Annotated in this window: 14 protein-coding genes and 1 pseudogene; 6 read left to right on the top strand and 9 right to left on the bottom strand. The window is 42.7% G+C overall.

All coding sequences use genetic code 11. From position 1 onward, the window contains the following. Positions 1-157: 157 nt before the first annotated feature. Both ACBP55_RS21440 and ACBP55_RS21445 read left to right on the top strand, forming a co-directional pair. Positions 158-409, top strand: a complete 252-nt coding sequence (locus tag ACBP55_RS21440) for a hypothetical protein (protein WP_464644827.1) — start codon at positions 158-160, stop codon at positions 407-409. Further along, on the top strand, positions 306-1,001 hold the full coding sequence (locus ACBP55_RS21445) for a DUF6385 domain-containing protein (RefSeq protein ID WP_464644829.1): 696 nt from the start codon (positions 306-308) through the stop codon (positions 999-1,001). The genes ACBP55_RS21440 and ACBP55_RS21445 overlap by 104 nt, the downstream gene beginning before the upstream one ends. A 164-nt stretch (positions 1,002-1,165) precedes the next feature. Here ACBP55_RS21445 and ACBP55_RS21450 read toward each other — a convergent pair whose 3' ends face one another. The 6 genes from ACBP55_RS21450 to gmd form a co-directional block, all read right to left on the bottom strand. Continuing rightward, the gene (locus tag ACBP55_RS21450) at positions 1,166-1,411 is read right to left on the bottom strand and encodes a hypothetical protein (RefSeq protein ID WP_464644830.1); all 246 of its coding nucleotides are present in this window, start codon (positions 1,409-1,411) and stop codon (positions 1,166-1,168) included. 143 nt (positions 1,412-1,554) lie between these two features. After that, positions 1,555-2,232: a hypothetical protein gene (locus tag ACBP55_RS21455; RefSeq protein ID WP_464644831.1), complete on the bottom strand. Its 678-nt coding sequence runs from the start codon at positions 2,230-2,232 to the stop codon at positions 1,555-1,557. 27 nt (positions 2,233-2,259) lie between these two features. Then, entirely contained in the window at positions 2,260-3,252 is a 993-nt protein-coding gene (locus ACBP55_RS21460) for a glycosyltransferase family 10 domain-containing protein (RefSeq protein ID WP_464644832.1), read from the bottom strand. Further along, positions 3,249-4,433, bottom strand: coding sequence for a DegT/DnrJ/EryC1/StrS family aminotransferase (locus ACBP55_RS21465; protein ID WP_464653373.1), 1,185 nt, complete (start codon positions 4,431-4,433; stop codon positions 3,249-3,251). Before ACBP55_RS21465 ends, ACBP55_RS21460 begins: the two co-directional genes overlap by 4 nt. A 5-nt stretch (positions 4,434-4,438) precedes the next feature. After that, the gene (locus tag ACBP55_RS21470; RefSeq protein WP_464644833.1) at positions 4,439-5,365 is read right to left on the bottom strand and encodes a GDP-L-fucose synthase family protein; all 927 of its coding nucleotides are present in this window, start codon (positions 5,363-5,365) and stop codon (positions 4,439-4,441) included. 59 nt (positions 5,366-5,424) lie between these two features. After that, on the bottom strand, positions 5,425-6,540 hold the full coding sequence (gmd, locus tag ACBP55_RS21475; RefSeq protein ID WP_464644835.1) for a GDP-mannose 4,6-dehydratase: 1,116 nt from the start codon (positions 6,538-6,540) through the stop codon (positions 5,425-5,427). Between the two features lie 219 nt (positions 6,541-6,759). Here gmd and ACBP55_RS21480 point away from each other — a divergent pair, with 219 nt between their 5' ends. After that, positions 6,760-7,431: an SIMPL domain-containing protein gene (locus ACBP55_RS21480; RefSeq protein WP_464644837.1), complete on the top strand. Its 672-nt coding sequence runs from the start codon at positions 6,760-6,762 to the stop codon at positions 7,429-7,431. Positions 7,432-7,473: 42 nt separating this feature from the next. Further along, a complete protein-coding gene (locus ACBP55_RS21485) occupies positions 7,474-7,902 on the top strand; it encodes a cupin domain-containing protein (protein ID WP_464644838.1) in 429 nt (142 codons plus the stop codon). Positions 7,903-8,003: 101 nt separating this feature from the next. Here ACBP55_RS21485 and ACBP55_RS21490 read toward each other — a convergent pair whose 3' ends face one another. Beyond that, complete coding sequence (locus ACBP55_RS21490; RefSeq protein WP_464644840.1) at positions 8,004-8,924, bottom strand: hypothetical protein; 921 nt, start codon at positions 8,922-8,924, stop codon at positions 8,004-8,006. A 109-nt stretch (positions 8,925-9,033) separates the two neighbouring features. Continuing rightward, positions 9,034-10,161: a low temperature requirement protein A gene (locus tag ACBP55_RS21495; RefSeq protein ID WP_464644842.1), complete on the bottom strand. Its 1,128-nt coding sequence runs from the start codon at positions 10,159-10,161 to the stop codon at positions 9,034-9,036. Positions 10,162-10,356: 195 nt separating this feature from the next. On the opposite strand from ACBP55_RS21495, the gene ACBP55_RS21500 reads away from it, so the two are divergent. Both ACBP55_RS21500 and ACBP55_RS21505 read left to right on the top strand, forming a co-directional pair. Beyond that, a complete protein-coding gene (locus ACBP55_RS21500) occupies positions 10,357-10,581 on the top strand; it encodes a hypothetical protein (RefSeq protein ID WP_464644843.1) in 225 nt (74 codons plus the stop codon). Next, positions 10,547-11,398: a stalk domain-containing protein gene (locus tag ACBP55_RS21505; RefSeq protein ID WP_464644845.1), complete on the top strand. Its 852-nt coding sequence runs from the start codon at positions 10,547-10,549 to the stop codon at positions 11,396-11,398. Before ACBP55_RS21500 ends, ACBP55_RS21505 begins: the two co-directional genes overlap by 35 nt. 855 nt (positions 11,399-12,253) lie before the next feature. Here the strand turns inward: ACBP55_RS21505 and ACBP55_RS21510 are convergent. Next, positions 12,254-13,706, bottom strand: a pseudogene (locus ACBP55_RS21510) (IS1182 family transposase). Positions 13,707-13,910 lie beyond the last annotated feature (204 nt).

The raw sequence follows: 13,910 nt of genomic DNA on the forward strand, positions 1-13,910 counted from the left end.
TGTATATGTGTTAGGAAAGGTCTTGCTACATGGAAACATTTCCTGTTCAAATAAATAGGTTACTGAGTATTTTCCTTAACCTCCTCCATAAACCCCAATCAGATTGTCCTCTGACCGCATAAACCAATACTGAGTATCTATGAGAGGAGGAAAAGAAATGAGAGTATTTACGGAAACATCCGCTGATTTTATCGCTACGGTTACCAACTTAACCCCCGCCTGCTTACTAGTGAACTCAGTAACAACAAACCTGACAGCAGCTTGTTTACATGTGCAAGCGTCTCAAACTACGGCAGGCTGCTTGCTTGCTCAAGTTAGTCAACCCGTCGCGGCAAGCTTGCTTTCTCAAGTCAGACCAGGCCACTGCTGCCAGCTTGCTTGCTCAAGTCAGCCAACCCGTTGCGGCTAGCTTGCTTGCTCAAGTCAGCCAGGCCACTGCTGCCAGCTTACTCGCTCAAGTCAGCCAACCCGTTGCGGCTAGCTTGCTTTCTCAAGTGAGCCAAGCTACTGCTGCCAGCTTGCTTGCTCAAGTCAGCCAACCCGTCGCGGCTAGCTTGCTTTCCCAAGTCAGCCAAGCTACTGCTGCCAGCTTGCTCGCTCAAGTCAGCCAACCCATCGCGGCTAGTTTGCTTTCACAAGTCAGCAACGCAACTGCTTCTTGTCTTGTCGTATTGCTTGGAGATCTGGGTGTTAGCGATACTTCGTTATCAACAACTACAGCCAGCGCAACATTGATTCCTTCTGTCACAAGAAGCGTCATCACATTAGCTCAGTACGCAATCAGCGTTTCGAACTCCTGTGAAACTGGACTTGTTATTCAGCTGCAATTGAGTCCCGATAACGTCAACTGGACCAACGATTCGGGCACTAGGCTTATCGCTTCCAGTACGGCTGGTATTTTTGTTCCTAGCAAGTTCTCCAAATATGCTAGAATTCAATATGCTGCTCAAACGGCAGCATGTACCGTTACCTTCAATGAGTTCTTCCAAGGACAAGTTTAGAAGTAACCTTTTCCTTCGATTCATACGCCAAATAATTGTGCATAACAGAGGAACAGAGTACAATTGTGAGAAATATTCGGCACAATGGTACTCTGTTATTGTTTTATCCCTCACAAAAACCCCCTTTTAGCTTGACCAAAAGGGGGTTGCATTCAGCTTATCGCTTAAACAACAGAATAAAATAGTGCAATCACTGTAGTGGCATTAAATGAATACGCATAGATTTCTTCCCCAGTACTCACTTGACCTAAATCAAGAATCTCGCTGCTATTAAAGACTCCTGTTGTATAATCAACAAGTGAATCTCCTAAAAATACGTCAACAGCCTGCAATAGCACTTTTGAACCATCACCAGTAACAATCAATGTCGTTGAGTTAGCTGGGACTGAGACTGTTTGAGATACGGCCATGTAAATCACTCCTTTCTTTTTCGTGTAGGGTGTCTAACATCGCCAATATTCAGTATTAGTAGATGTTCTCTATTACTATATGAATCTTGCAAGTTTCGGTATAGACGAATCTATTAAATTCCAACCTATTTTTATCATGGCTGCTAGATTTCCCAATACTCCATATTAAAACTTATATTCATTGCACTGGAATTGTTTTGGATTAAAATTACTGCTTGGCTGCCCGCCGGGATGGTGAGGCTTCCGTTAAGTTCATAATAGATGGGTACTCTTAGAGTAAAAGCATACACTACAGTTCCTCCTGTAATCGGATTAACTGTGACATTCAAAGCTTGGTTCACTGTAGCGACAGATGTATTGGCTGAGCCGGTATTCGAGTTTTGTGGCGTAGCCGTACCCGTTGACGTAAAAGCTGTGACATTTTTATAGATAAAAACGGATATATTGGGGTTTAACACATCCAATCGTATGGACTCAACTTGAATCGTTTTTCTTGAATTGGAAGGATTAACAATCTGAAAGGCGATAAAACTATTTGCAGTAAAAGATATAATCCCCGTTGATACAACATAAAATTGCCCTGCCCGCCCAGCATCCGCCTCACGGCTGTCTCCAACACTCACGTACCTGAGCCGGTCAAAAGCGTTGACTGGGTCATTATATAGGGTATCATACTGCTCATTAAATACTCTAAGTAAGGAATATAGCTCGTTATTATTCGATAAGGAATATAGGTGCTCCATGATTTTCAGTTCTTTGTTTTTGATTTCAATTTGTTGTTTCTTAATATCAATCAGCGAATTCAAAATATCTTTTTCCAAATCCTCACTCCCCCATTATTCGTTATTTCAACGATCTAATATCATGATCCGATCAACAACCGTTTTCGCAAATGCTTCCTTTGAAAATCGTTCCATGTACAGGCTGCTTTTCAGATACTGATTAATTTGTTCCAAATAAGCTTGATACTGTTCCTCGGTTATCTGCTTCAAAAATGTGTAAAGCTGTTCATAATCGTTAAACTTTCGAAAATCGATAAATGCTCCTTCCGGCACGTAATCTGTAATGTTAAAAGCTCCAAGATAAACCGGCACGCATCCTGCCCGGAAGCAGTCAAATATTTTCTCCGTGATATATCCATTCACTCGCCCCATATTTTCAAAACAGATCGCAAACTTATACCTGCTCAAAATGTCTCCTTTTTCCTTAATCGCTCCCTTATAAGAAGGGAACTCCAACGGATCCCAAGCTACACCGAATAAATCAAAATCTTCAGGATGATGTGATTCAAAGAAATGGATGGCTATGCGCCGTTCCGAATAAAGCTCTAGCGGGTGTGTGGATGAACGATTACCGTTAATCATGGTGCAGAACTTTCTCTCCGAAAAGGTTGTACATGGATAACGTTTATCGGGCTGGGCATAGTGTATTTTGACAAATTTATGGTTATCCACAATATCGTCATACCAAGTAAATATCGTATGAAAAAATGGATGGTATTCGGATTTCCAGTTCTGCTCGTTTACCACTGGGGGCTCCCACAAAAATAAAAGCATTTTCTTTTTGAAGCTTTCCTTTTTCATATATTGTAGGAAATAACTTTGCCCCAACGACGATATGAATGACGGCATATCAAAAAACAGCAAATAATCACAAGTCATCACATCGCCTTGGTCGATGGTTTGAAGGTGATAGCCCTGACCCTCAAGAATCTCTTTTAGATAAGAAAGATGCTGTAGGCAATCGTCGCGATTATAATCCGAATCCAGTCGAAAAATGACATTATCCCGATTCATCTCATCGTAAACGTTATGCAGCAGAATCGTTTTCATCTTGCTCATGAGCCTCCACCTTGCTCCAACTGATCCAATACCTGGCATAATCCAGTAATTTGCTCATTCAAATCATAGTGATGATTCCCTACAAAAAAGCCATGCCGATGAATATATTCCGCGTTTTCCAAATTCCCGTGAATGGTATAGTTAAACCGCTTGACCACTTCATTGCGTGTAAAATTGCCTGCAACGATGGGGCGGCATTCAATTCTATTTTGCTGTAAAAGCGCAATCACCTTCTTACGGTCGAAAGGCGCTTCTCTTTTCAACAACAAGGAAAAACCGAACCAACTGCTCATCCCAACCTCCTTCTGAATCATAAACAGCGGATGATCCATCAACTTATGTTGGAATAAAGCCGCATTTTCCCTGCGGACACGAAGAAATTCAGGCAGCTTTTTCAACTGTTCTAGACCGATGGCACTATTAATCTCCGTGGGACGTACATTATATCCGGGGAGCACAAAATGGTAGGATTCTTCGAACGGATCTTCGCTCTTCACCCCGCTAACATGATTTTCCTTCGGCAGATTACGCGTCCAGCCGTGAGCCCGCAGGCTAAGCAGGATATGATACAGTTCCTCATCATCCGTAGTAATCATGCCCCCTTCCATCGTGGACATATGATGGCTGAAGAAGAAGCTGAATGTTCCCATTACGCCGAACGTACCCGTCTGTTTCCCCTCATACACGGCTCCCAGAGATTCGCAATTATCTTCCAGCAGCACAATCTTTCGGTTACCTACGATCTGCTTGATACTCTGAAAATCATTCGGATTACCTAATAAATTTACTATCATAATCATACGAGTATGCTCGGTGACCGCCTCTTTCAGCGCAGCGAGGTCATAGTTCAATGTCTCTCGGTCAACATCAACAAATTTTAGCTTTAAGCCATATTGGTATAACGGATAGTATGTCGTGGCCCACGAAACGGCAGGGACGATAACTTCATCACCCGATTGTAAAGCCCCATTCTTCCTATATAATAACGCCGCAACAGCAAGGAGATTAGCCGATGATCCGGAATTAACCATAATACCGTATTTATTTCCGACATAACCAGAGAACTCCGCTTCGAACTGCGAGGTGCAGCGCCCCATCGTGTACATTCCGCTATCTAACACCTTTTCAACCGCCTTACGTTCGGACTCATCCCAAGTACTGCTGGCTAAAGGATATCGCATCACGATTACTCCTCCTGTTCCAAGTAAAAATCGTAAGTATTTCGTATCCCTTCTTCCAATGTGGTGCTGGGGATCCAACCCCAACTTGTTTGTTTGGTGATCGAAACCACCTTCTGCCTCATTCCAACCGGCTTCGTTGAATCATGGACAAATTCCCCATCATATCCGATAACATCGGCAATGATTCGATAATATTCGTTAATGGAACAGTCTGTTCCCGTTCCTACATTCATGATGTCTGGCAGCATATCAAAACAAGTAATAGCCCGGATCAAGCAATCCGCCAGATCGCCAGCATACATAAACTCTCTTTTGGCTTGACCATCGCCCCAAATTTCCACCTGTCGGCATCCTTTGATCTTAGCTTCATGAATCTTCCGGATTGCTGCAGGAATCATATGCGAACGGTGAGGAGTAAACTTATCCCAACGACCATACAAATTGCACGGAATTAACGTTTTGTACTGATACGCCGGATCTTCACGATGGATATATTCACAGAGCTTCGCAATTGTAATTTTAGCCAATGCGTAGCCCTCATTCGTCGATTCTAACTCCCCTGACAACAACATTTCTTCTCGCAAAGGATTCGGAGCAAGCTTCGGATACATACAAGAGCTTCCAAAGTTGATCAATTTCTTAATTCCACATTGCTTTGCCGCTGCGACAACATTGCGACCCATATCCAAATTTTCTAGCAAAAAGCGGACAGGCTGATCGATATTCGCTTGAATACCCCCCACAGTACCGGCAGCATGAATAATCAATTCCGGCTTATGATTCTCGAAGTACCTCTGCACATTCGGATAATCAAGCAAGTTCAGTTCGCTTCTAGTTGGGGTCAGCCAGCTGGAGGAAAACTCCTTCATTTGCGGATGTTCCAGCAAATTTTTCCCAACCAGGCCCGCTGCCCCGGTAAGCAGGATACGCATCGCTTATTTCCTCCCAGCGTTCTCCAATTATTCACTCGCTTTATAAGCATTCGCATACGTTACTCAAATTCCTGAACGAATGAATAGCCGCCTTTTCGCAAATATTCCGACCTCATTGCCTCTTGTAAATCATGCCTTACCATATCTTTGACTAAGGATTTTAAATCAAATTTAAGAGACCACCCGAGCTTTTGCATCGCCTTGGACGGATCCCCTAGTAATAGATCAACCTCAGTGGGTCTGTAGTAACGCGGATCAACGGATACCACCTCTTTGCCGACGGGCAGCTGGAATTCGGGATGAGAGCAGCTTTTTACATATCCCTTTTCCTGTTGCTCCTCCCCTTTAAACGCGATTTCGATGCCGAGTTCTCCGAAGGCTAGTCGGACGAAGTCCCTCACCTCCGTTGTTATGCCAGTGGCAATAACCAAATCTTCTGGCTCCGTTTGCTGCAGCATCAGCCACATGGCTTCCACATAATCCTTCGCATGGCCCCAGTCTCTTTTGGCATTCAAATTCCCCAAATAAAGCTGCTGCTGAAGTCCCAATGCAATTCTTGCCACAGCTCTAGAGATTTTGCGGGTAACAAAGGTTTCGCCCCTAACCGGGCTTTCGTGATTAAACAAAATACCATTGCAAGCAAACATGTTATAAGCTTCGCGATAATTAACAGTAATCCAGTAAGCGTATAACTTTGCCGCAGCATAAGGACTTCTGGGATAAAATGGGGTCTTTTCATTTTGCGGCACACACTGTACAAGTCCGTAAAGCTCTGAGGTAGCAGCTTGATATACTTTGGTTTTCTCAATAAGTCCAAGAATGCGAACAGCCTCCAAAATCCGGAGTGTCCCCAGTCCATCCACATTTGCCGTATATTCCGGGGTTTCAAAACTAACGTGAACGTGACTCATTGCCGCTAAATTGTATATTTCATCCGGCTTTATTTCTTGAATCAGTCGAATAATATTACTGGAATCCGTCATATCCCCGTGATGCAGTACGAATCGAACGTCATCCTCATGCGGATCCTGAAATAAATGATTAATCCGATCCGTATTAAAAAGAGAACTCCTCCGCTTTAATCCATGGACAATGTAGCCTTTATCAAGTAGCAGTTCCGCAAGATAAGAACCGTCTTGTCCTGTAATTCCAGTGATCAAAGCTACTTTGCTCATACATACCTCCACTACTTCTCATATATGCAATAAGGTATGAAAGCAGGTATGCAAAGGAACTAATGATATAACCCAATTCTTTGCATTTGAATTCTATAAATGAAAAGGGACTGCCGATTGACAGTCCCTTTTCATACCTGAGCATGCTTCTTTACTAGAATTTTTGCCCGTCTATTTCCATACATTAGATTATGCCCTTCACTTGAAAGGAGTCCTGCTATGTACAATTATCCGATTAATAAATCGGCCTCTTTTCCTAATTTTAAATGCCCGCCTACCATAGAAGTCCTAGGAACGGGAACAGCAACTGCAGCTCCCGACAGAGCGGTAGTCGTACTGGGTGCCGTAACCGAAGGTCCTGTCTTGCCTGCTGTCCAAACCGAAAACGCAAAAATCATAACTTCGATCATTCAGTCCTTATTAAAACTAAACATTCCCAGAGAAAAGATACAAACGCATGATTTTAGAATTGAAATTCAGTACGATTATCAAGAAGGGAAGCAAATTTTTCGAGGCTATAAAGTAACCCATCTCTTGCAAATCATCAACGATAAAGTCGAGCTGACAGGAATTCTCGTTGACACTGCCGTTTCTAGCGGCGCCAATAACATCACCGACATTAAGTTTACGACATCACAGCCCGAAATTTACGAGAATCAGGCCTTATCGCTTGCCATTCGCAACGCACGTCAAAAGGCGGTGACCATTGCAAATACACTGGGAGTTACTCTTTTCACAGTCCCCAGCCAAATTCAAGAAATTGCAAGTAATGCCGAACCGATCCCCTATGCAACCGCCGTGTTTGCCAAAAGTGCCGTCACCCCAATCGAACCGGGACAATTAACGATTTATGCCAAAGTGCGCGTGTGGTACATGTTCGCAGACCGATGAACGAATCTAACACCTTGAATCATTAGGAGGTACGTTACTAAAGTGGATAATAAGAGGACTTGTCGACTCATCCGTTCATCTCGAACTTATCATGGAAAACAAGGGCTTGAATATGCGGAGGCCATATCGAAAGAGAGCGTTGATGCTCAAGGGATCTGCATGCATTTATTGACTATTCCGCCAGGAAAAAGAGCGAAGGCTCACCTGCATCAAGATCATGAGACAGCCATTTATATGCTTCATGGAAAATCTGCAATGTGGTATGGTGAGAATCTTGAGCTTCATATGGAATTAGATGTGGGTGACTTTCTTTACATCCCAGCAGGGATGCCTCATCTTCCCTATAATCCGAGTGAAACTGAACCCTGCACGGCTCTTATTGCTCGTACTGATCCTAATGAACAGGAGAGTGTCCTCCTACTTCCCGAACTTGAAGCCGCATGGCAAAAGGATCAGTTATTAGCAGATTAGCGCAACGGATGCTGCAAAATCTGCCATATAGTAAAAACAAGGTTGAACACCACAGGTGTCCAGCCTTGTTTCCATTGTTTCCAATAAACGTTATTTATCACTTATTGTGTTACAGTAATCACCATGGCGGTTAATCCCCTGCTATTGATGGAAGCATCCGTTATACCGTTAGCTGAACCTGAAATTGTGAACGTGTAATTATAGGTTCCTGGACCCGGATTATCTACCCAAGTTAGCGCAGTCGTTATGGCAGCTTGCGGAAAAAAGGCCTGATCCTGGTTTTGAAGCATGACAGCCTGATCTGTTGTTACGATGTCACCTTGATTTCTGGAAATAGAGCTATCCACCGAATAATTTTGAACCGTAATAAAATTAATGTTTGCAAATGCATCTAATTTAACCACCTGATTAGCTAGCAGTGTAATTGGTGGTAACATTAACTCTGTTGTAGCGTCTCCTGCTCCTTGGATAATGATAAAGGGGACAGGAAGGTTGCTTCCTGCGAATCGAACATCGACGATACCAGATGGTCCCGTCACTCCAGTTAATCCCGCTGGGCCTTGCGCGCCTTGGAGTCCTTGAGCACCTCTTGCTCCTGTTGCTCCTGTTGCTCCTGTTGGTCCAGTCGTTCCCGTAGGTCCTTGTGGACCTAGTAAACCCTGTAAGCCTTGCGGACCTTGTGGACCAATCGGACCAACAGGCCCTTGTAGCCTGATCGGTCCCTCGGGACCGACTGCGTTACCTGCTTGACTAGCAGCTGTTGCGGCGTTTATAGCACCAGTACCAATCAATTGCACAATGTTCGATGTGATATTGTTAACGACACTGGGAGCAAGTTTATCTAGTGTGATGGCCCTCCTAGCTATCTTGGATCCACTAACAGATCTTGTAGCAAGTTCCCTCCTCGTTACCGCCATCCTTGCTAATCGGTTTGATGTTATAGGCTGTTCAAGCTTCTTAACCTCTCTCTTCAGAGCTTGTATATCATTATCCACGCTTGATAACGTACGTCTCCTAGCCAATACCATCATCCTTTCTCATATTCTTCTAGGTATAACAAACTACCCACATTATATGAGGAAGGCAATATGACACGGCACGATGTTTGTCTTGGTTCATTCACCTAAAAGATCAAGTCGTTAACTTAGCATATACACCAAAGAACAGCATTACTTCTCCAATAATCATGTAATTTGGCAAAATAACAAACAAATCCACCGTGAAAAAAATCCCGAGCAACCCCACTAATAATACCAAATGATACATGCCTAATCTCAAATGTGCGTGTCGATATTTATGGAAAACCAACGTAGTTGAGAAAAAGTAAAGCAGAACAGATCCAAAAATAAAACTTAGCATAAAAGAATAATTTAATTGTTTCAAAAATAACAATTGGATCGAAGCTGCAATCATACACATGGATAAATAAATGAATAGATGGCCATAAATGATAGTTTGCCCGGCGGTTTCTAATGTCTTATTCACTTTCTTTTCAACATTATCGAAATATTGCCACCATATAGCAATAATTAATAGAAAAGTGATAGACGCAAATAAGATTGATGGCCACGTCCAGTCGCTAGACTGCAGGACTGCAAGTATACTGATGACGGATTCACCAAGAAGAATGAGTGTAAACAAGGAGAAGCGTTCTAATAGATGGTGCGTATTTATAGGGCTTTTCACCAAGTGGCGCCGACCGATTAATGGGAGAAAAATGTCGATTATAATTCCCGCATACAAAACGGCATAACGAATCCATGAGTCGAAGAAAAGTGAGCAAGAAGATATCACTAACCCAATCCAAAAGCGGCTTCCTAAATAACGGGCTGTGATTTTTCTATGTGCTTCTTCTTTTTTATGTACGGAAAGATATTGGATGGCTGTCATTGCTCTCAAACCAACATAGCCTATCAAGAAGGGAACATAATACTGATCGAAATTAACCGATAGACTGGCCGTCATGATGAGTACAAAGAATAATTGTAGAATCAGAAATATGCGGTGAGATAAAATATCTCGTCCAAACCGATTTACAAAGAGGGATTGCCCCACCCAAGCCCACCAAATCGGAACAAATATGAGTACGAATTTAGCTAAATATTCAAGAGGAATGACTCCATTTTCGACATGTATTAAAACATGACTCGCTTTAGAAACTGCCGCTACAAAAAGCAGATCATAAAAAAGTTCCAGCCAGGTCACTTTCTTCTCAGCAAACGCTTTAATTTGATGAGCTCCCGATGTGTGTTGATTCATTATTCCACTCCTTTGCATTGAATGTAATCGTAAAATGCTATCCACATTTTAACATACAGTCCTATCAAATTAATTATATTTTTCAGGTGTTTCAACTTTTTTCGTTGATAGGATGCCCACAAATTGGAAAGTAACAAACACCCCTGCAGTTGCGTCTAACTATTATCAAAGAAAACTTAGTAAGGATGTTTGAATATGAAGTTTAAAAACGGCTTATTTGGCGCGGCCACATTTACGCTGATGACTATGATGCTGATCCCTGCAACCTCCGTACATGCCGAGGTGAATCAGTCCCCTTCAGTACTTCTGGACGGGCGTCCGCTGTCCTTTCAGACTCCTCCCGTGATCGAAAACGGCTATAGTCTCGTTCCGATGCGTCCCATTTTTGAGGCTGAGGGAGACCGCAATTTCTTGGGATGAGAGTACACGAACGGTAACTGCCCTTAAAGACGGCGTCGTCCTTACATACCGAATTGGAGATACTGTCGCTTATAAAAACCATGAACGGCTGGAAATGCCTGTGTCAGGTAAAATTATCGACGGATTTACCATGGTTCCAGTGCGATTTATTAGTGAAGCGCTAGGCAATATCGTGAAATGGCATGAATATTCCCGTTCAATTACCATTTCATCAGCTCATGATTATGAAACTACTATTGAATACGGAGTCAATCTGCGCGACTCTCCAGCAAAAGATACGGATGCCCGTGTCCTCCGATTACTTCCGAAAAGCGAAAAAATCCACGTAATCCGAGAAATCGACGCAAATTGGTTGGAGGTGCAAACCAAAGATAATACAATTGGTTTCATCTCGGCTGCACCGATGTATACCGATTACGCCAGCCCAGCATTGGCCGAAAAGAAAGCCGACGAGCTGCTCGCCTATGGGTCCAAATTCCTGGGAACCCCATACGAGTTCGGTGCCGCTTCCGGCCAAACGAATACGTTCGATTGCTCTTCTTTCGTCCGACATGTTTTCAACGAAGTGCTGTCCATCGATCTCCCGCGAGTCTCCTACGACCAAGCCCAGAAAGGGAAAGAAATCAGCATCGACCAAATACGCAAGGCGATCTGCTGTTCTTCAGCGCTCGCGGGCTCGATATCGGCCACGTTGGCATCTATGCGGGAGACGGAAAAATTCTTCATACTTATTCGAAAGAGCTTGGCGTTCACATCGCAGACTTCGATGAAAAATGGAAAAAGCGTTTTGTTACGGCTAGGAGATTATTCTAAATGAGAAAGAGTCATGTTGCGATTGCAGAATGACTCTTATTTTTAACGTGGGTCAAGTCCTTGGACTATTATTCATAAGGCTTATTGTTATTTCTTCTTAAAAAAGAAAGATGAAGGCGCAGCAAGATAATTCCAATTATATACACTCCAGCTGAATACCAAATCGACCAGTTGTTATAGGTCAAATAATCAACGCGTATAGTTATCCATTCAAAGATTAAGGAAAATAGCGTACATCCAATTAAATAAGCGAAAAACATGAATCTACTCAATGGCATAAAGTTTAAGATTATAATACCTACCGCCCCTGGAAAAACAGTTTGAATCACAACGCCTTGCCATTGTATCCCAGGACCAAGTTGATCATAAAGATGTAATACAAGGTCTAACAACTGATCAGTGGTACGAGTAGCGAACACCATGAATAACCAAGTACAGTACATTTTCTTGGCGAGTCAGTCGCTTAGGCATAAACCAGACAATAAGATTGGCTGCCATTGATGCGATTATCATGAACAGCAAAAGACTTCACCTCATTCAATGGATCACGGTTCGCTCATTGAATTACAGTATTGTCAGAGAACTTATTGTTAATTCAGATAAGCCCTAATCCTTGAGTGAGATATTCCATTCATCAAGAGGAATTAGTAACGAAAATAAGGGCTGTCCCATAAGGCGTTCATCTTTAGGCTGCCTCTGTTTTCACTGTTGCACTACATGGAATACCTACCGTTAATTGAGGCCACTGAAGAACTAGCCTTTTAGTTTAATTGGTGGTTCATTTACAGAAAAAAGAAGACATCCTCCTAAGTGGTCGATGTCTTCTTTCGCTGTTTTTGGCCTTTTGGGACTTTCAATTTTAATCATTTAGCTTCAAGATTCGTTTTAGATTCACCGCAAAAATCGCCATTGCTCCCTGAAGTTCCATACCTAATAGACCCGCGGAAGTGGCTACATCATACCCGTGTCTGTGCTTCAATTCACTGTTCTTCGCTTCAATTTTGTAGCGTTCTTTCGACTTCGCTTTGAAATCTTCACTCTCTTGAAATGCCATTTGGTCGGAATGTTCGTCGGACTTTATGCTGACGGAGTAGCTCTTTGACTTGGCTCCTTCCTTGTAACACCCTTCCCGAAGAGGACATCGCTTACATTTCGACACATCAAAATAATAGGTAGTCACTTGGTTCTTGCTGACACCTTTTTTCCCCTGCCTCGCTTTTCGCGTCGCCAAATGACCTGCTTTGCAAACATACAAACCTGCGTCTTTGTTAAACTCAAACTCCTCTTCTTTTTTCCGGTTTCCCTGGGTAACCACGGGATTCAGTTTGGCTATTAATTCAATATGGTTTGTATTGCTGTAGATGAGATTGTCCTTCTCCGAGTACGCCATGTCGCCGATCACTGTTCGGACATCCATGCCTGCCACTTTACTTTTTTCAATGAGTTCTTGTAGTTGCTTACCGTCGTTCTTTTCACCTGTTGTAACGATGGCTGCTGTAATAATTCGTTCCTCGGTCATGGCCAGATGTGTCTTGTACCCAAAAAAAGCGGAGTCCGCACTCTTGTGCCCAACCCGTGCGTCAACATCTTCTGAAATTCGAAGCTTGCTCTACATCATCTAGAACGGTTTCCTTCAACATGTTGAGGGTCTCTTGAAGTTTGGGCACTAAAGCAATACCTAGCTCATTTTCTACGGTATGTATGAGTTTTTGGCAATAACTGATCTCATCTTTCAAATCTGCATTGGTATTTTTGGCTGGGAGCTTGCCCTTTAAGCTTTCATCTATCATATAGAGAGCTTTGCGCACCTTACGTGCCCGATCCTGCAAGATTTCTTGAGGAGACTTCTGGTTGTAACGCGCTTTGGTGTGGGTGGCATCAACAATAATAGCCTTGCTCTTAATAATTCCCTTTTCGGTGGCAAGTTGCACAGTTTTCTGAATGAGCAAATCCAGCAAATTCATGTCTTTCAAACGAAGTTTGCGAAATTTGGTCAAGGAACTAGGATCCATAACAGGGTCTTCTGGCGCCATTCCAAGAAAATATTTGAAGGACATATCGTAACGAGAACGGTCAACAATGTCCACATCGGACAAATCGAAAATAGCTTTCAACAACAAGTATTTAAACATTCGGATTGGATCAATGGCATTACGACCATTATCGAGACAGTAATTTACCTGAAGTTCTTCGTATATGAATGTAAAATCCACGAGTTCATTTATTTGTCGAAGCAAATTATCCTTAGGCACAATCAAATTATAGAGTTCAACATAAGGACTTAACAGCAAAGTTTGTTGTTTTTGGATCACTCGACTCACCCTTATTCCAATGATAATAAAAGTATACAAGAAAAAGGTGCAGTCTCCTCACATTTTTCGCGAGAATACTACACCTTTGTTTGGTTTTACTTTTTCAGTGGCCTCCGTTAATTTGGGGGTTTTTTCATAAAAAGCTAGTTTACATGGAAAATCTCCCGTTATTTCTGAGGTTTTCTCGAGGAATAGCAATTCCCT

This window comes from Paenibacillus sp. WG02 (genome assembly GCF_055396115.1).

Excerpts from the sequence above, each read along its gene's own strand:
- ACBP55_RS21440 (WP_464644827.1), top strand. The coding sequence starts at position 158 with ATGAGAGTATTTACGGAAACATCCGCTGATTTTATCGCTACGGTTACC.
- ACBP55_RS21450 (WP_464644830.1), bottom strand. The coding sequence starts at position 1,411 with ATGGCCGTATCTCAAACAGTCTCAGTCCCAGCTAACTCAACGACATTG.
- ACBP55_RS21460 (WP_464644832.1), bottom strand. The coding sequence starts at position 3,252 with ATGAGCAAGATGAAAACGATTCTGCTGCATAACGTTTACGATGAGATG.
- ACBP55_RS21465 (WP_464653373.1), bottom strand. The coding sequence starts at position 4,433 with ATGCGATATCCTTTAGCCAGCAGTACTTGGGATGAGTCCGAACGTAAG.
- ACBP55_RS21470 (WP_464644833.1), bottom strand. The coding sequence starts at position 5,365 with ATGCGTATCCTGCTTACCGGGGCAGCGGGCCTGGTTGGGAAAAATTTG.
- gmd (WP_464644835.1), bottom strand. The coding sequence starts at position 6,540 with ATGAGCAAAGTAGCTTTGATCACTGGAATTACAGGACAAGACGGTTCT.
- ACBP55_RS21480 (WP_464644837.1), top strand. The coding sequence starts at position 6,760 with ATGTACAATTATCCGATTAATAAATCGGCCTCTTTTCCTAATTTTAAA.
- ACBP55_RS21495 (WP_464644842.1), bottom strand. The coding sequence starts at position 10,161 with ATGAATCAACACACATCGGGAGCTCATCAAATTAAAGCGTTTGCTGAG.
- ACBP55_RS21500 (WP_464644843.1), top strand. The coding sequence starts at position 10,357 with ATGAAGTTTAAAAACGGCTTATTTGGCGCGGCCACATTTACGCTGATG.